This is a genomic window from Kitasatospora sp. GP30, assembly GCF_029892145.1.
Classification (GTDB): Bacteria; Actinomycetota; Actinomycetes; order Streptomycetales; family Streptomycetaceae; genus Kitasatospora; species Kitasatospora acidiphila.
Genome location: NZ_JARZAH010000040.1, coordinates 14,787 through 32,457 on the forward strand (window position 1 = coordinate 14,787; position 17,671 = coordinate 32,457).

At 71.9% G+C, this 17,671-nt stretch carries 15 protein-coding genes; 9 read left to right on the forward strand and 6 right to left on the reverse strand.

Annotated elements, in window-relative coordinates:
- The first annotated feature begins 11 nt into the window (after nt 1–11).
- From P3T35_RS33745 to P3T35_RS33755, 3 genes are read left to right on the forward strand one after another with little or no spacing between them, the layout of a single operon-like run.
- On the forward strand, nt 12–1,064 hold the full coding sequence (locus P3T35_RS33745) for an ABC transporter ATP-binding protein (protein ID WP_101384321.1): 1,053 nt from the start codon (nt 12–14) through the stop codon (nt 1,062–1,064).
- Nucleotides 1,061–2,344 (forward strand): alpha/beta fold hydrolase, encoded by a 1,284-nt coding sequence (locus tag P3T35_RS33750; RefSeq protein WP_280708995.1) that lies wholly within the window; start codon nt 1,061–1,063, stop codon nt 2,342–2,344. The genes P3T35_RS33745 and P3T35_RS33750 overlap by 4 nt, the downstream gene beginning before the upstream one ends.
- Before the next feature lie 33 nt (nt 2,345–2,377).
- Nucleotides 2,378–3,556 carry a M6 family metalloprotease domain-containing protein gene (locus P3T35_RS33755; protein ID WP_101384320.1) on the forward strand — a complete coding sequence of 393 codons (1,179 nt, stop codon included), beginning with the start codon at nt 2,378–2,380 and terminating at the stop codon, nt 3,554–3,556.
- A 321-nt stretch (nt 3,557–3,877) separates the two neighbouring features.
- Here the strand turns inward: P3T35_RS33755 and P3T35_RS33760 are convergent, their stop codons facing one another.
- Nucleotides 3,878–4,858, reverse strand: coding sequence for a LysR family transcriptional regulator (locus P3T35_RS33760; protein ID WP_101384319.1), 981 nt, complete (start codon nt 4,856–4,858; stop codon nt 3,878–3,880).
- A gap of 29 nt (nt 4,859–4,887) precedes the next feature.
- Complete coding sequence (locus P3T35_RS33765; RefSeq protein WP_143677025.1) at nt 4,888–5,223, reverse strand: hypothetical protein; 336 nt, start codon at nt 5,221–5,223, stop codon at nt 4,888–4,890.
- A gap of 385 nt (nt 5,224–5,608) precedes the next feature.
- Between P3T35_RS33765 and P3T35_RS33770 the strand changes: the two genes are divergently transcribed.
- Nucleotides 5,609–6,367, forward strand: coding sequence for an ABC transporter ATP-binding protein (locus tag P3T35_RS33770; RefSeq protein WP_280709025.1), 759 nt, complete (start codon nt 5,609–5,611; stop codon nt 6,365–6,367).
- Nucleotides 6,364–8,940, forward strand: coding sequence for an ABC transporter permease (locus P3T35_RS33775; RefSeq protein ID WP_101384317.1), 2,577 nt, complete (start codon nt 6,364–6,366; stop codon nt 8,938–8,940). The genes P3T35_RS33770 and P3T35_RS33775 overlap by 4 nt, the downstream gene beginning before the upstream one ends.
- A 218-nt stretch (nt 8,941–9,158) precedes the next feature.
- On the opposite strand, the gene P3T35_RS33780 is transcribed toward P3T35_RS33775, so the two are convergent.
- Nucleotides 9,159–10,301 carry a serine hydrolase domain-containing protein gene (locus tag P3T35_RS33780; protein ID WP_280708999.1) on the reverse strand — a complete coding sequence of 381 codons (1,143 nt, stop codon included), beginning with the start codon at nt 10,299–10,301 and terminating at the stop codon, nt 9,159–9,161.
- 428 nt (nt 10,302–10,729) lie between these two features.
- Between P3T35_RS33780 and P3T35_RS33785 the strand changes: the two genes are divergently transcribed.
- A complete protein-coding gene (locus P3T35_RS33785) occupies nt 10,730–11,557 on the forward strand; it encodes a phytanoyl-CoA dioxygenase family protein (protein ID WP_101384315.1) in 828 nt (275 codons plus the stop codon).
- 115 nt (nt 11,558–11,672) lie between these two features.
- On the opposite strand, the gene P3T35_RS33790 is transcribed toward P3T35_RS33785, so the two are convergent.
- Complete coding sequence (locus tag P3T35_RS33790; protein WP_101384314.1) at nt 11,673–11,816, reverse strand: zinc-binding dehydrogenase; 144 nt, start codon at nt 11,814–11,816, stop codon at nt 11,673–11,675.
- Between the two features lie 85 nt (nt 11,817–11,901).
- On the opposite strand from P3T35_RS33790, the gene P3T35_RS33795 reads away from it, so the two are divergent.
- The 3 genes from P3T35_RS33795 to P3T35_RS33805 all read left to right on the forward strand — a co-directional run bounded on the left by P3T35_RS33795 (nt 11,902) and on the right by P3T35_RS33805 (nt 15,384).
- Complete coding sequence (locus P3T35_RS33795) at nt 11,902–12,369, forward strand: nuclear transport factor 2 family protein (RefSeq protein WP_101384313.1); 468 nt, start codon at nt 11,902–11,904, stop codon at nt 12,367–12,369.
- A 48-nt stretch (nt 12,370–12,417) separates the two neighbouring features.
- Nucleotides 12,418–13,656: a low temperature requirement protein A gene (locus tag P3T35_RS33800; RefSeq protein ID WP_101384312.1), complete on the forward strand. Its 1,239-nt coding sequence runs from the start codon at nt 12,418–12,420 to the stop codon at nt 13,654–13,656.
- A gap of 201 nt (nt 13,657–13,857) precedes the next feature.
- Nucleotides 13,858–15,384: an FMN-binding glutamate synthase family protein gene (locus tag P3T35_RS33805; protein ID WP_101384311.1), complete on the forward strand. Its 1,527-nt coding sequence runs from the start codon at nt 13,858–13,860 to the stop codon at nt 15,382–15,384.
- 282 nt (nt 15,385–15,666) lie between these two features.
- Here P3T35_RS33805 and P3T35_RS33810 read toward each other — a convergent pair whose 3' ends face one another.
- Both P3T35_RS33810 and P3T35_RS33815 read right to left on the reverse strand, forming a co-directional pair.
- Nucleotides 15,667–16,089: a MarR family transcriptional regulator gene (locus P3T35_RS33810; protein ID WP_101384310.1), complete on the reverse strand. Its 423-nt coding sequence runs from the start codon at nt 16,087–16,089 to the stop codon at nt 15,667–15,669.
- Entirely contained in the window at nt 16,086–17,546 is a 1,461-nt protein-coding gene (locus P3T35_RS33815; protein WP_280709003.1) for an MFS transporter, read from the reverse strand. Before P3T35_RS33815 ends, P3T35_RS33810 begins: the two co-directional genes overlap by 4 nt.
- Nucleotides 17,547–17,671: the final 125 nt, after the last annotated feature.

Here is a 17,671-nt window from a genome sequence, read left to right on the forward strand (position 1 = left end):
GGAGCCGCAGAATGAGCCTTCTCGAAGTACGGAACCTGGTCAAGCACTTCCCGGTACGCCACGGTCTGACCCGACGGCTGGCCGGCCACATCGCGGCCGTCGACGGGGTCTCTCTGGTCGTCGGGCCCGGCGAAACCCTCGGCCTGGTCGGCGAATCCGGCTGCGGGAAGTCGACCGTCGCCAAACTGATCACCCGCCTGGAGCGGCCCACCTCGGGCAGTATCCATTTCGCCGGGCGCGATCTCGCCGGGCATGGGGGCACCTCCCAGCCCCCCGTGGGGGCTGGGGGAGCGACGGCCCTGCACCCGGTCCGCCGTGACCTGCAGATGGTCTTCCAAGACCCCTTCTCCTCGCTCAACCCCCGGCACACCGTCCGTCAGATCCTCTCCGGCCCCTACCGCTACCAGGGGCTGGAACCCGACCAGCCGGCCGAGGAGTTGCTGGCCCGGGTCGGCCTACGGCCGGAGCACGCCGACCGCCATCCCCACGAGTTCTCCGGCGGACAAGCCCAACGCATCGGCATTGCCCGGGCGTTGGCCCTGCGTCCGAAGCTGGTGGTGTGCGACGAGCCGGTCTCCGCGCTCGACGTGTCGGTCCAGGCGCAGATCCTCAACCTGCTGAAGGACCTGCAGGATCAGTACGGACTCAGCTACCTGTTCATCGCCCACGATCTCGGCGCCGTCCGCCAGATCAGCACCCGGATCGCCGTGATGTACCTCGGCTCGATCGTCGAAACCGCCGACCGCGACACCCTGTTCGCCCACCCGGCCCACCCGTACACCCACGCCCTGCTGTCCGCCGTGCCACTGCCCGACCCGGACCTGGAGGCTACCCGGATGGGGGCACCTCCCGGCGGTAGCCGGGGGAGGATCGTGCTCCACGGCGACCCGCCCAGCCCGTTCGTCCGCCGCGGGGGTACCTCCCGGCCGGAGGCTGGGGGAGGCTGCCGGTTCCGCACCCGCTGCCCCAAGGCCGACGAACTCTGCGCCGCCGAACGCCCGCAGCTGCGGACGATCGCCCCCGGACAGCAGGTCGCCTGCCACTACCCCGAGAGGACGCCGTGATCCGCGCCCAGTACCGGCTGCCCGGACTCGCCGTGACCGACCACGTCTTCGACGTGCCGCTCGACCACACCGAACCCGGGCGGGGAACCATCGAGCTGTTCGCCCGGGAGGTCGTCGACCCCGTGCGGGCCGACGAACGGCTGCCCTGGCTGCTCTACCTCCAGGGTGGGCCGGGCGGGAAGTCCCCCCGCCCGCTGAACGCCACGGCCGGCTGGCTCGGCCACGCGCTCAAGACCCACCGGGTGCTGCTGCTGGACCAGCGCGGCACCGGCCGCTCCACGCCGCTCACCGCACGGGCCGCTGCCCAGTCCCCCTCGGCCGGCGCGCTGGCCGACCACCTCGCCCACTTCCGCGCCGACTCGATCGTCGCCGACGCGGAACTGATCCGCCGTCAACTGTGCGGCGACGAGCCATGGGAGACCCTCGGACAGAGCTACGGGGGCTTCGTCACCCTCAGCTACCTCTCCTTCGCCCCCGAAGGCCTGCGCGCCTGCTACGTCACCGGCGGCCTGCCCGGCCTCGACGCCACCGCCGAAGACGTCTACGCCGCCACCTACCCCCGCGTGCGGGACAAGGTCGGTGCCTACTACGCCCGTTACCCCGAGGATCGCCGGCTGGTCCGCCGGATCGCCGACCTGCTCGACCAGCGGGCCGTCCACCTCCCCGACGGCGACCGGCTGACGGTCCGGCGGCTGCGCACCCTGGGACTGGCCCTCGGCATGGGCGACGGCTTCGAACGCCTGCACTGGCTCTTCGACGAGGCCCTCGACCCGGACGGCGCGCTCTCGGCCACCTTCCTTCAGCAGGTGGCGCATCTGACCGGCTTCACGGACAACCCGCTCTTCGCCGCCCTCCAGGAGTCGATCTACGGCTGCCCCGGAGCCGCCACCGGCTGGGCCGCCGCCCGGGCCGTGGCCACCCGCCCCGAGTTCGCCGAGGACACCGACCCCCTGCTGTTCACCGGCGAGATGTTCTACCCGTGGATGTTCGAGGAGATCACCGGGCTGCGCCCGTTCGCCGAGGCCGTCCACCTGCTCGCCGAGCGCACCGACTGGCCCGCCCTGTACGACCCGGCCCGGCTCGCCGCCAACCGGGTTCCGGTCGCCGCCGCCGTCTACCACGACGACATGTACGTCGACGCCGGCCTGTCGCTGCGCACCGCCCGCGCGGTCGGCTCGCTGCGCGCCTGGGTCACCAACGAGTGGGAGCACGACGGTGTCACCGCCTCCGGTGACCGCGTCCTCGCCCGCCTGATGAACCTTGCCGCCGACCGCAGTTGACGCGTCGTCAGATATTCTCGGAAAGGGAACGCCATGAAACTCCGCCCGCTCACCGCCGCCTTGGCGCTGACCATCACGCTGACCGCCGCCACCCCGGCCCTGGCGGACACCGCCCGGCCCGGCACTGCCGCGCCGGCCTCCGACTGCGCCCTGCCGGGACAAACCGGCTGGACCGACGAAGGCCACAACACCGACTACACGCAGTTCCAGCAGCCGCTCGGCACCAAGCACGTGCTGATGCTGTTCGTCGACTTCCCGGACGCACCGGCTACCGGCTCCCTCGACGACTACTACCGCGAACTCGCCCCCGCGCAGGACTGGATGAAGCAGGACTCCTACGGCAGACTCCACTTGGAGATCGATCCACTGAAGCGATGGATCACCATGCCGCAGACCTCCGCCTCGTACGGATTCCAGCGCGGCATCACGTTCGACCAGCAGGAGCTGTACGTGAAGCAGGCCGTCCAGGCCGCCGCACCGTACACGGACTTCTCGAAGTACGACATGCTCTACATCGTCCCCACCAAGACCGCCTCCGCGATCGCCTTCTCCCCCACGTACCTCTACGACCCGACCACCGCCGGGATCACCGTCAACGGCACCCGGATCAAGTGGGCGATCACCTTCGGCCAGGACATGTACCACTGGGGCTACAAGGTCGCCGACCACGAGACCTCCCACACCTTCGGCCTGCCCGACCTGTACGCCTTCACCGGCACCGACGTGCACCCCTACGTCGGCGGTTGGGACCTGATGGGCAACATCGCCGGCCCCGCACCGCAGCACACCGGCTGGGAGCGCTGGAAGTTCGGCTGGATCGACGACCGCCAGGTCGCCTGCCTGCCCGCCTCCGGCAGCCGCACCGCCCGCTTGGAGGCCGTCGAGCGCCCCGGCGGCACCAAGATCGCCGTGATCCGCACCGGTGAGAGCACGGCGTACGTCGCCGAATCCCGCCGGGCCATAGCCGGGGACGCCAACGCCTGCTCCACCGGTGTGCTCATCTACAAGGTCGACACCTCCACCCAGACCGGCTACGGACCCGTCCAGGTGGTCAACGGCAACCCGGGCGCCACCGCGCCGACCGGCTGCACCGCCCTCGACATGGCCGCCTATCAGCCCGGCCAGTCCTTCAGCGACCCCACGACGGGGGTCCGGATCGACGTGCTGCGCCGAGGGCCGCTCTCGGACACCGTCAGGATCACCAAGCAGTAGATCCGGCGTGACCACCCATCAGCTCGCGTCGTGAAGCTGCAACGGCGGCAGTTGCCGACAGTACGCGGGACCGCTCAGTACACCCGGTCGGCCGACCGCGAGGGCGCGGCCGGCCGGGTTCGCAACTCGGGGTGGTCACCAACCCCAACGCCGCCGCACCCACCGGAAACCGCACCACACTGGACATGCAGACCTGGCAACCCGGCCAGTGGTTCCAGGACGACACCGCCCGCATCCGGGTCTACGTGAACGCCTCCGACGCGTCCACCGACACCGTCTGGACCTACAAGTGGTGCCCGGGTAGCGCCGCGGAACTTCCGCTCAGCACGCCGGCTGCGTGCGCTGTGGTGGTGCGGCGCCGTCGTGCCTTTCGAGCCAGCCCTGGTAGACCGTGCTGCGGGCGCACGCCGCTTGGTACGCCTCGGTGACGTTCCGCACGAGCGAGGGGCCCAACGGTTCCAGCGGCCCCTCCTCATGCCAGGCAAGCAAATGCCGGTACCAGAGCGGATTCCCGGCAATCGGACGTACGGCGATGCCCGGCACCTCCTCGAACGTGGCCTGGCAGAAGCTCACCGCGTGGCCGTTGCGGACGACGTCCAGCAGGAGCCGGCCCTCCGCCTCGTGGACGACGCGCATGCGATGGCCCATGACGAGCAGGGTCCTGGACCAGTACTCACGGATCCGGTCGTTGTCCGGACGAGGAGCGGCCCAGTCCTCGTCCTCGAGGTCCTCCAGCCTGACCTCCTCCAGCGCCGCCAGCGGATGGGCTGCCGGCAGTGCCACGAAGAGCGGCTCGGTGGCGATCGGCTCGGCGGTGACTCCTGGGGGGAGCGCGAGCTGGTAACCGGGGCTGTCGCCCACCACCGCCGCTTCGAGACGGCCGCCGGCGATGTCGTCGACGAGCGGGACGGTGCATCCCTGGCCCCGCGAACTGATCTCGGCCTCCGGATGGTGCAACCTGATCGCCGTGATCAACCCGCCGAGCAGAGGAGCGTTGACGGAGCCGAGCCGGAAGCGGTGCGGCGAACAGCCCTTCTGCGCAGCGAGAGCGGAGACCTCCAGCAGCTCATCGACGGTCGGCAGCACCGCTCGCGCGCGGCTGAGGACCACCTCCCCGAACGCGGTCGGGACGACACCCGACTGCGCGCGGCTGAACAGCTCACCACCGAGGACCCGCTCGATCCGCGTCAACTGGGCACTGAGGCCGGGCTGGGTCAGCCGCAACGACGCGGCGGCCCGCGTCAGACTGCCGCTGTCCGCGATGCTGCAGATGATCCGAAGGTGCCGGAATTCGAGCTCCATGGCGAGATGGTATGGAGCTCAGGCCCATATCAATAGGGGTGCGTCGGTAATGGCCCGGCCATCGAACCCGCAGACCCTCGGATGACCTCGCCCCCGTCCGCCACATCCTCGACAACCAGCCCGGATGGTCCCGAAAACACCACACCTACAAGCTCGTTGACATCTCCGGTCCAGGGGTTGGCCTCGGCGAAGTAGCTCTTGGTGTTCTCGGTGAGCGCGAGGCCGTTCACGGCGCTGGTGATCTCGAACCGGCCGTTGCCCAGCGGGGTGAGCAGCCGGCCGGAGGCCACGGGGCCGCTGGCCCCGGCGATGATCGAGGGACCCGAGGCGGACCCGGTCGCGATCGGGCCGCTGCCGGTCTTCACCGTGGGGTAGAGCGGAACATCGCTGGTGCCACCGCTGCCTGGGGCGTGCTGGGGGTCCCGCCGATCGGGGTCCCACCGCCGGCACTGGGCACGCCTGGAGGCCACCGGGCCCTGAGGCGGAGCCTGGGGTAGGAGCAGGGTCCTGGTTCCCACCTGCCGGTGGACCCCGGTCCCCCACGCGTTCTCGTCCCGCGCTCGGACGAGAACGCGCCGGCCAGGTGATGGGCTGGAGTCGGGCCCGGGAATCCTCGGCCGCCTCGTAACCACCCCACCCCAGGAGGAGATCGTGATCCGCGCCCTGACCGGGTTCGCGACCAGCAACCCGAGGAAGGTGACCGCCGCCAACGAGCCCGCCGCGACTGGGTACGAAGCGGCCCCCTCCTCCGTGGACCGGCCGGCGCACCCCGCGATCGAGCTGCACGGGGTGCGCCGCACCCACGGCCGTGGCGACAAGGCGGTGCACGCCCTGCGCGGGATCGACCTGGTGCTCAGCCACGGCAGCTTCACCGCCCTGATGGGCCCGTCCGGGTCCGGCAAGTCCACGTTCCTGCAGTGCGCGGCGGGCCTGGACCGCCCGGACGCGGGCGAGATCCGGCTCGGCGGCGAGGAGATCACCCGGCTGAGCGAGAACCAGCTCACCAAGCTGCGCCGCAGCCGGATCGGCTTCGTCTTCCAATCCTTCAACCTGCTGCCGTCTCTGACGGTGGAACAGAACGTACTGCTACCGCAGCGGCTCGCCGGGAAGCGCCAGGACCGGGCGCGGGCCCGGGAGTTGCTGACCCGGGTGGGTCTGGGCGAGCACGGCGGGCGGCGGCCGGACCAGCTGTCCGGCGGGCAGCAGCAGCGCGTGGCGATCGCCCGGGCACTGATCACCCGTCCGGACGTGGTGTTCGCCGACGAGCCCACCGGCGCGCTGGACACCCATACCGCGCACGAGGTGCTGAGCCTGCTGCGGCACGCCGTGGACGCGCTGGGCGCGACGGTCGTCATGGTGACCCACGACCCCGTGGCGGCCTCGGCGGCCGACCGGGTGCTGTTCCTCGTCGGCGGCGCGATCACCGACCAACTTCACCACCCGGACCCGCAGACCGTCGCCAACCGGATGGTCGCGCTGACCGCCCGCCCGGTGGGTGTGGCGGCGTGACGAACGGACTGGCCCGCGCCTCCGTGCGCTTCCGGCCCGCCGCCTTCGCGGGCACCCTGATCGCCCTGCTGCTGGGAGCCGCCGTCATAACGGCCTGCGGCATCCTGCTGCAGACCGGCCTGACCGCGAAGCTACCGCCCGTCCGGTACGCCGACACGCCGGTGGTCATCGCCGCCGACCCGGACGTCAGGATGACCGTGAGGGACGGCCAAAACACCGAGACCGTGACCCAGTCGGTGCCCGAACGGGCCCGCCTGGACGCCGCGTTGGCGGGCCGGATCGCCGGACTGCCTGGGGTGGCCGCGGCCCGCCCGGACAGCGCCTTCCCCCTGCCGGCCGGCAGCGACCACCCCGCGCTGACCGGCCGGGCCTTCGCCGCGCTCGGCATCGCCGGCCCCGCCGACCGGCTCGTCGAAGGCCACGCGCCCGGCCCGAACGAGGTGGTGCTGGACGCCGACACGGCGCGCACGTTCCAGCTCTCGCCCGGCGCGAGCCTCACCCTCACCGCTCCCGGCCGCACCGGCAGCTACCGCGTCTGCGGCCTGGCCGCCGGACAGTCCACCGGCCCCACCGCCTGGTTCGCCGACGCCACCGCCGACCGGATCTCCGGCCACCCGGGCCGCATCGACGCGATCGCCGTCCAGCCGCGCGACGGCATGACCGACCAGGCACTCGCCACCCAGGTTCGCCAGGCCGTCGGCGGCGCCGCCGAGGTGTTCACCGGGGACGGCCGCGGCGCCGTCGAGCAGCCCGAGATCGGCGAGGCCCGCACCCTGCTGGTGGGCATCGGCGGCTCCTTCGGGGGGTACGCCACCATGACCGCGGTCTTCGTCGTCATGAGCACCGTCGCCCTCGCCACCGGTCAGCGCGCCCGAGAGTTCGCCCTGCTGCGCGCCATCGGCGCCACCCCCCGGCAGATCCGCCGCACCATCGCCACCGAGGCGATGCTGCTCGCCCCCGTGGCCGGGGCACTCGGCGCCCTGCCCGGACTCGCCCTCGCCCGCTGGTGGTTCGACCAGTTGGTGTCGCGCGGTGCGGTCCCGCCCGGCGTGCGGCTCGACGTCGGCCCGCTGCCGATCGTCGCCGCCGTTGTCACCTGCACGCTGGCCGCGTTGGCCGCCGGCTTCCTGGCCGCCCGCCGCCCGTCGCGGCTGCGCCCCGGCCAGGCTCTCGGCCAGGCCGCCATCGAGCCGGGCCGACCCGGCGCGGTACGAACCTCCTTCGGGTTGCTCTTCGCCGCGGGCGGCGTGGTGGCCGCCGTCTTCGCCGCCACGCTGGACGGCACGAACGCCGCCAACACCGCGCTCGGCGTCGTCATGTGCCTGATGATGGCGGTCGCCCTGCTCGGCCCCTGGGTGGCCCGGCTGGCCGCCGCCGTGCTCGGCGCCCCGCTGCGGGCCGGCGGCGCGCCCGGCTCGCTGGCCGCCGACAACACCCGGGCCAGCGCCCGCCGACTGGCCTCCGCGATCACCCCGATCGTCCTGGTCACCGCGTTCTGCGGCACCCTGCTGGTCTTCCAGAGCACCATCGCCCACGCCGCCGGCGAGAACATCCGCACCGGCATCACCGCCGACCAGGTGCTCGGCTCCACCGGCCCCGGCCTGCCCGCAGGCACCACCGAGCGGGCGGCCCAACTACCCGGCGTGGACGCCGCCGTGGGTGTGCTGCGCACCTCCGTGCTCTTCGCCAACGATCACGCCATCGACTCCGCCACCGCGCTCGGCGTCGACGGGGCCCCGGCCAGGCTGCCCCGGGTGCTCGACCTCGCGGTGCGCAGCGGTTCGCTCGCCGACCTCGGCCGCGCCACCGACACCGTCGCCCTGGACGCGGGCCTGGCCGACGAGTTGGGGGTGCGAACCGGCGACCGTGTACCACTCTGGCTCGGGGACGGCACCACGGTGAAGCCCACCGTGGTGGCCACCTATGATCGCGGGCTCGGCCTCGGCCAGGTGCTGCTGCCGCAGGCGGCAGTCGCCGCGCACGTCACGGCCGGATACGGCAGCCAGGTACTGGTCGCCGACGCGCCGGGCGCGGATCGTGCGGCCGTGGCGGCCGGGCTGAACGGCCTGGGCGGGGGCACGACCGTCACCGACCGGGCCGGATTCGTCGCCCAGTCGGACCGGATGACGGAGCTCAACGCCTGGGCCAATACCGTGATGGCGGGCGTCCTGGGCGGGTTCGCCGCGGTCAACGCCGCCAACACGCTGGTCATGACGGTGCTCGACCGGCGCCGCGAGGTCGCGCTGCTGCGGCTGGCCGGCACCACCCGGCGTCAAGTGCGCGGCATGATGCGCTGGGAGGCACTGCTGGTCGCCACGGCCGGCCTGACGGTCGGCGGGGCGATCGCCTGGACCACCCTCGTCCCCATCGCCCGCGGCGTCGCGGGCACCCGACCGTACGTCCCGCCGGGCCTGGCGATACCACTGGCCGTCGGAGCCGTCCTGCTCTGCCTCACCGCGACCGGCCTGCCCACGCGGGCGCTCCTGCGAAGCCACCCGGTCACAGCGGAAGGCCGACGGCGGCGGCAGCGCAAGCGGCTGCCCAGCCCGCAGGACGGGGCGGGAATCGGCTAGGTACCGACTTCTGATGATCCGCCGGCTCGGCTGACCCGATCAATCTGCGATGCGCACTTCAAGGCCGGTCCGCCGGCCTCGGTGTCGTCCTCGTCCACTCGCCGGCAGCCGCCGACCGGCCGTACGCGGCCGCGCTGCCCGGCGCCGGGTCGCCCGGTGCCGGGTCACCCGGTGCCGGCCGGCTGCGCCCCTCGCGGGGAGCAGCCGGCCGCGCCGTCTCATCCGCAGAGGGCGGCATCCACCGCGGCTTCCACGTGCGGGGCGGACGCGGCATCCGGGGTGGTGGTCACGCTGATGCTGACGGCGCGCCCGTCGTCGGTGACTCCGCCGCGGGTGCGGTAGCCGGGGATGTCGCCGCCGTGGCCCCAGTACACCCCGCCGCAGGTCAGCGGGCGGCTCATGATGCCGAGGCCGTAGCGGGTGCCGGGGCCGACCTCGTCGGCGGGGACGGTGGTGCGCATCTGGGCGAGTTCGGCCGGGCCGAGGAGCTTGCCCGTCATGAGGGCGGTGAAGAACTGGTTGAGGTCGCTGTTGGTGGAGACCAACTCGCCCGCGGACCAGCCGGCGGAGGGATCGAACTCGGTGACGTCCTTCCAGGGGCCACCCGGTGTCGCACGCTCGTAGCCCTCCGGGTGGGGCCCGCGCACCGTCAGCTCCCCCTGGGCCGGGACATAGGTGTGGCGCAGGCCGAGGCGGTCGATGATCCGCGTGGTGATCTCCTCCCCCACCGGTCGGCCGGTCACCTTCTCGATGAGCAGGCCCGCGACGATGTAGTTGGTGTTGGAGTACTCCCACTTCGTGCCCGGGGCGAAGTCGGCCTTCTGCGTGAGGGCGAAGTCGAGGAGGTCACGGGGTTCGTAGTAGCGGTGCGGGTCGGCGAGGATGTCGCCCATGGCCGCCAGGTACTCGGGCAATCCGCTGGTGTGCTGGAGGAGTTCGCGGACCGTGATGCGGCGGCCGTCGATCCCGTCGCCGCGGAGCAGCCCCGGCAGGTAGGTCTCGACCGGCTGGTCGAGACCTACCTTGCCCTCCCCGACCAGCTGGAGGATCACGGTGGCGGTGAACGTCTTGGTGTTGCTGCCGATCCGCACCTGGCCGTCGCGCGGGACCGGGGCCCCGGTGGCCAGATCGCCGACGCCGGCGGCGTAGTTGCGGCTGCGGCCGTCGCGGCCGGTGACGGCCGCCAGTGCGGCGGGCATGCCGTCGCTGTGGACCAGCGTGTTCATGCTCTGCTGGACGGGGGCGGGGGTGGCAGCCAGGGCTGCGGGACTGCTCAGGGCAGCGGTGGTCGCGGCGAGCGCGGCGAGGAGCGTCGCGGTTCGACGGGCGGCGCGGAACGGCGGGTGGGACGGCCTGGCCATGAGGGACGGTTCCTTCCGGTGGCTGGATTCTCTGCTCTCCAGCTCATCAGTGCGCCCAGCGCGGATCGTCGGAGCGGGGAAGGAGAACCCGAATGGGACCGCAGGACCAGGACGGCCGCCGACCGGGACCGTGCTCCCAGCGCGGTGCCCACCGTGACGGCCTCCTCGACGGCGTTCATCGCGAACAGCGTGTTGCGGCGCAGTCCCCAGTGCTGGGCGCCGACCGCCCGGTGAACAACACCCAGTCGGTCGTGCCACCGGGTCTGATGGTGCGGTAGGTGGCATCCTCGTCGAGCCGGCCGCAGAGCACGCGCTCGGTCCGGGAGGCGATGGTCACCGCGCCAGGAGGTGGGGGCACAGGAGGATCATCCATGAGGACGACGGGTTCGGCGGTACCCCGACCCGGGTCCGGTGCAGACGATGGAGGCATGACGAACAGCACTCTCTCCGCTTCGGCGGCCGATCCCGCCGCACTGCGCGACCGGTACGACCGCGACGGTGTGGTCCAGGTCGACGCGGTGCTCCCGGTCGCCGAGACCGACGTAATCCGCTCGGCATTCATGACTCAGGTCGAGGCCGACCGTTGCGCGGTCGGTGCCGTCGAAGAGGTGGCGCAGGACGCCGTCCTCGCCCGTTATCCCCGTTTCATGAACCCGCATCGCCGCCCGGATCTGGAGATCGGGCGCCTGGCCCGGACGCTGATGACCGATCCGCGCCTGCTCGGGCTGGTCACCGCCCTGGTCGGCCCGGCCTACGGCGCCCAGTCGATGTTCTACTTCAAGCCCCCGTCGGCCCGTGGTCAGGCTCTGCACCAGGACAACTTCTTCTTGCGCGCCCACCCGGAGACGTGCATCGCGGCGTGGATCGCCGTCGACGCGTGCGACGCTGCCAACGGCGCACTTCGTGTGGTGCCGGGCAGTCACACCATGGAGATCGTCTGCCCCGAGGAGGCCGACCCCGGGCAGTCGTTCACCAGTGGGCTGGTCCGGGCGCCGGCGGGGCTGCCGGTCGTGCAGAGCGAGATGCGGCCCGGCGACGTGCTGTTCTTCCACGGCAGCGCAGTCCACGGATCACTGCCCAACACCACCACGGACCGCTTCCGGCGCTCGCTGATCTTCCATTACGTCCCGCAGAGCAGCACCGAGATCGCCGGCTGGTACCTGCCGCTGGTCGACCCGAACGGCAGTGACGTCGACCTCGCCGAGGCCACCGGCGGCGGGCCCTGCGGAGACACCTGGACCGGGGCCGCCCACTGACCGTCAGGCCCGGTGCCCGTTTTGATCGCCTGACAGGTCAAGCCGCGGCGGCCGGATCGGTTGAGGAGGAGGTGAGGGCGTGATGCTCGTCGAAGGGCTGCCGTGGTCGGCACGGCTAGGGCCTGAGAACGATCTTGCCGTGGGTGTGGCGGCGTTCGAGCTCGGTGTAGGCCTCGCGGACTCGCGCCAGCGGGTAGACGTTCGCGATCGGCACGTCGAGGTGTCCGTCGGCGATCAGGCCGGCCAGTTCGGCGAGCACCTTGGCGCCCGGCCCGGCCCGCGGTGCGGCGGTCCGCGAACAATGCTCTTATACAGATGACACATAGGCTCATGAGGGAGCTGCCATGTCCTCCCACACTTCGATCTCACCCCAGGAAGCCGCTGACCGGCTGGCCATCCGTGAGCTGATCGACGCCTACGCGCACTGCGCCGACCGGCGCGACGCCGAGGGCCAGATGGCGCTGTTCACCGACGACACCCGCTTCCTCGTGTACATGGACGCCACTGCGGCCGAGCCCACCCAGGAGCTCCACGGGCGCGCGGCCCTCGCCCCGGTCTTCGACAACCTGAACAGCTACCGGGCCACCACCCACTTCAACGGCCAGAGCACCGTCTCCCTGGCCGGCGACCGTGCGACCGGCGAGAGCTACTGCCTCGCCCACCACGTCTCGTTCGGCGAGGACGACGAGCGCACCATCATGATCGCGTCCATCCGCTATCTCGACGAATTCGTCAAGCAGGGCGGCGAGTGGTACTTCGCCGAGCGCCGCCTGATGGTCGACTGGACCGAGACCCGCCCCTGCGCGCCCTGAAGCCGCGAGGCGGTCGAGTAGTGGCCGCCGGCGGGGAGTTGACAGCGGATGAAGGACGACGACGCCCGCGCCGCAGCGGGGGAGCCCACGTTCTGGAGGCAGTTGCGGCGCCAGCTGTGGCAGCCGCCGCGCGCCCATGGCGAGCAGCCGCGCGAACGCGTCGTCGGCCCGCTCGAGCTCTTCTACGACCTGGTCGTGGTCGCCCTGGTCGCCCAGGCCGCCCACCACCTCGCGGGGCAGCTCACCTGGCGCGGGATCGGCGAATACAGCGCCGTCTTCGCACTGGTGTGGATCACCTGGCTCAACGGGAGCCTCCACCACGAACTGCACGGGCATGAGGACGCCCGCGCCCGCAGCACCTTCCTGCTGCAGATCCTGATCCTGGTCCCACTGGGTGCGTTCATCCCCGAGGCGGGCGGCGCCCGGGGTGCGGATTTCGCCGTCACGGCGGGAGTCCTGTTCGCGGTGCTGACACTGCTGTGGCTGCTGGCCTCACTGGGCGACAGCCCCGAATTCCGCCGCTCCAGTGGGCTCTACATCGCCGGGAGCGCCCTGTGCGCCGCGGTCCTCATCCTGAGTGCCCCGCTCCCCGCCACCACGCGGATCTGGACCTGGGGGTTGCTCGATGTCGCCTACCTGGCGGGCTTCGCCGCCTTGTTGCTGACGGCCACACCGGTCACGGTCGCCGCGCTCAGCATCACCGACGCGCTGATCGAACGGTTCGGGCTGCTCATCATCATCGTCCTCGGTGAGACCGTGACCGGCGTGGTGAGCGGCCTCGCGGCCGAACCGGTCAGCGCCCTCACCCTGACCGTGGGGCTGATCGCCGTCGTGGTCGGATTCGGCGCCTGGTGGACGTACTTCGACTTCGCCGGCCACCGCGAGCCCCGGCGGTCAGCCGCGGCCACCGCCCAATGGATGCTCGCCCATCTGCCGCTCACGGCCGCGATCGCCGCCATGGGCACGGCGATGGTCAGCCTGGTCGGGCACGCCCACGCCGCCCGCACCCCCGCCGCCACCTCCTGGGTGCTGTGCGGCGGCGCGGCCGTGGTGCTCGCCGGCACCATGCTCGTCGCCGCCGCCCTCCAGGCCTGGCGCACCAAGCCGGACCTCTACCGCCCGCTGTCACGGACCTGCGCGGCGGCTGCCCTCGCCTGCCTCGCGCTCGGCGCGGCCCACCCGGCGCCGCCGGTGCTCGGCGTCAGCCTGGTCGCGCTCTTCGCGATTCCGTGGGGGCTCGCCGTGGCCTACCGCCTGCGCCATCAGGGGACGGCCGCCCGGGGGTAGACCCGTCCGGCGATCCGGGTCTCCGCGAACCGGACCACCACCCTGACCACAGGCCAAGACGGGTGGCCGCCTACTATCGTTCCGCATTCTTCGGGGGACGCTGACGCCTGATCGGCCGTGCTCGTCGCCCAAGGCCACGCCCAACACGGCACCACGAGTCCGCCGCACGACGGTGGACTCGTGAATCGAGGAGGAACGTTCATGCACGCCCGGAGAATCGGCGCCGTCGCCGCGACAGCAGTGGCCGTGGTGGCTGCCCGCGACCTCATCCAGAAGCGGCACGCACTGCTCCGGAACTTCCCGGTGATCGGCCACGCCCGGTACCTGCTGGAGGCGATCGGGCCGGAGCTGCGGCAGTACATCGTGACCTCCAATGAGGAGGAGCGCCCCTTCAGTCGTGACCAGCGCACCTGGATCTACGCGTCGGCCAAGGAGGAGAACAACTACTTCGGGTTCGGGACCGAGGTCGACGTCGAGCACGTGCAGGGGCACGCCTACCTGAAGCAGCGCACGTTCGCCGGCGCGCTGCCCGACGCGCACGACCCGCAGGCCCCGCTCCCCTCGGCCAAGGTGCTGGGCGGGCCGCGCGGGCGCGCCAAGGCGTTCCGGCCGGCGAGCGTGGTGAACATCTCGGCGATGAGCTTCGGCTCGCTCTCCGGCGCGGCCATCACGGCGCTCAACAAGGGGGCGGCGCTGGCGGGCGCGATGCACAACACGGGCGAGGGCGGCCTCTCGCCGTACCACCGGAGCGGCGGTGACATCGTCCTCCAGATCGGTACCGCGTACTTCGGCTGCCGCAACGAGGACGGCACCTTCAACCTCGACAAGCTCAAGGAGGTGGTCGCCGGCGCGCCGGTCAAGGCGATAGAGATCAAGCTCTCCCAGGGCGCCAAGCCGGGGCTGGGCGGGATGCTGCCGGGCGCCAAGGTGACCCCGGAGATCGCCGAGATCCGCGGCATCCCGGTCGGCAAGGACTGCGCCTCCCCGTCACGGCACACCGCGTTCAGCGACGTCGACTCGATGCTCGACTTCGTCGAGCTGCTGGCCGCCGAGACCGGTCTGCCGGTCGGGGTCAAGAGCGCGGTCGGGGAAATGGGCTTCTGGCAGGAGCTGGCCACGCTGATGGCACGTGGTGACCGCGGTGTCGACTTCGTGACCATCGACGGCGGTGAGGGCGGCACCGGAGCGGCGCCGCGGATCTTCGCCGACTCGGTGGCGCTGCCGTTCCGGATGGGCTTCTCCCGGGTCTACGGGACGTTCGCCGAGCTGGGGCTGACCGACGACCTGACCTTCATCGGCTCCGGCAAGCTCGGCCTGCCCGAGAACGCCGCGGTCGCGTTCGCCTTGGGCGCCGACATGATCAACGTGGCCCGTGAGGCGATGCTGTCGATCGGCTGCATCCAGTCGCAGAAGTGCCACACCGACAAGTGCCCCACCGGCATCGCCACCCAGAACCCCTGGCTGGCCCGCGGCCTCGACCCGACCTCGAAGGCCACCCGGGCCGCGGTCTACCTGCGCACCCTGCGCAGGGAGCTGACCAAGGTCTCGGCGGCCCTCGGCGTCGCCCACCCGGGCCTCATCACGGCCGACGACATCGAGATCATGAACGGCGACTACGAGGCCCGCACCCTGGCCGGCGTCTACGGCTACAAGGACGGCTGGGGCGAGCTCGGACCGCACCTCGCCGATGAGATCACCGCCCTGCTCACCGCCAAGCCGGCCGTCTGACGCTCCGACAGCGACGGGGCACCGAGCCCAGCGGCCGGGGCGACCCTGGCCGCAGGGCGGGTGCGGATCATGGCGATCGCCGACACGACGTGCTCGGCGAGCCGAGTCCGCGGCGGCCACCGCCGTGAGTCCCGTCAAAGACCGGTTCCACCGAAAGGCCGTTGCCCGGCTCGACCGCAATGGAGGTCGAGCCGGGCAACGGTAGCGGGCGGGCGGGTCAGTGGTTCTGGTTGCCCTGGTCATTCCGGCCGTCCCGCTCGTTGCGGCCGACGCTGCGTCAGCTCATGGCGCCAGCTTGGCCACCAGCGCGTCCAGCGCCGCCATTTCGGCCGCTGGCAGCGCGACCAGCGCCTGCGGCGGCCGGGCAAGGATCCCGTTCGCCAACTGGGCCATCTCACGGCCCTGGTCGGTCACGGTGACCACCTTCGCCCGCCGGTCGTCCGGCGCCGTGGAACGGACCACCAGGCCGCGCCGCTCCAGGTCGTCCACGATCACCGTGGTGTACGGCTTGTCCACCACCAGCTCGGCCGCCAGCTCACTCATCCGCATCGGCCGCTTGGCCAGCCGACGCAGCGCCCTGGTCCGGCCGAAGCTCAGCCCGGTGGCCTCCACCACCTCGCGCTGGCGGTTGTCGGACTCCAGCACGAGGTGCGCCATCCTCTGGAAGATCCGGATGGCGGTGGCACGGTGCGCGTCGTCGTTCATGCTGTGCTGTTCATGGTCGGGGAGCTCGGCGTCCTGTGGTCCGTCGGTTCGAGGGATTCGGCGACCCGGGTGGCGGTCTGCACCGCCCGCGCGCTGGTGGACAGGATACCGAGCACCACCACCAGCAGGCCGAAGCCCACGATGATCCACCAGCCGGCATGACTGGCCGTCGCGAAACCGGACCGCAGCGGCCCGTGCACGCTGGAGACCACCACCGAGACGATCACCGCGACCCCGAGTGACTGCCCGGTCTGCCGGCTGGTCGAGGCGACGGCTGCCGCGACGCCGGCCTGACTGCGCGGCATGCCGGAGACGGCCGTGTTGGTGATCGGCGCATTGATCATGCCGAAGCCGATCCCGAACACCACGTAAGCCGCCATCAGCTGCGCCACCGGCGTGCGGTCGGAGAGCCCGGTGAGCAGCAGCCCGCTGACCGCCATCGCCGCCCCCGCCACCAGCAGCGGCGGACGCGGGCCCCGGCCGCCGACCAGCCGTCCGGAGACCGGCGAGAAGACCATCGCCATCACGGCCATCGGCAGCACGTAGAGGCCGGCCTTCATCGCGCTGTACCCGAGCACGTCCTGCAGGTACAGGGTGTTCAGGAAGAGGAAGCCGGCCAGCGAGGCGAAGCCGCTGACCGCGATCACCGTGGCACCGGCGAACGGCACGCTGCGGAAGAACCGCGGGTCGATCAGCGGCTCGGCGCAACGCGACTCCCAGAGCACGAAGACCACCCCCGCCACCGCGGCGACCAGGAACCCGGCGACGGTCCGGGGCGCGGCCCAGCCCACGTCGGGCGCCTCGATCAGGGTGAAGGTGAGCAGGCCGAGCAGCAGCACCATCAGCACCTGGCCCAGCGGGTCGGGGCGGCGCGGCTTGGCGGCCCGCGACTCCGGCACGAAGCGCTGGGCGAGGGCCATCGCCGCCAGGCCCACCGGCAGGTTGATCCAGAAGATCGCCCGCCATCCGACGCTGCCGACCAGCAGACCGCCGGCGACCGGCCCGAGCGCCATGCTCACCCCGGCGACCGCGCCCCAGACGCCGATCGCCCGGGCCCGCTCGCGCGGCTCGGTGAACGTGTTGGTGATGATGCCCATCGCCACCGGATTGAGCATCGAGCCGCCGGCGGCCTGCACCACCCGGGCCGCGATCAGCCAGCCGAGCCGGGGCGCCAAGCTGCAGAGCAGCGAGCCCAGGGTGAAGAGCGCCAGGCCGATCTGGAAGGTGCGCCGCCGCCCGAGCCGGTCGCCGGTCGAGCCGGCGAGTAGCAGGAGGCTGGCGATCACCACGGTGTAGCCGCTGATCACCCACTGCAGCCCCGCCACAGAGGCGTTCAGGTCGTGCTGGATGGCGGGAAGCGCGACATTGACGATGGTGTTGTCGATGCCGACGACAAACAGACTCATGCAGCAGATCGCCAGAATCAGCGTCCGCCGTTGTGCACTGGGCTCAGCCACGGCCCCTCCCCCATTGGTTATATAGTCACAATAGTTAAGACTATACAACCACCTTCGGGGCCGGAACGCGAAGGGGCCAGGTCGGAGCACGGTGGCTCCACCCGGCCCCCGGGATGGGACCACGG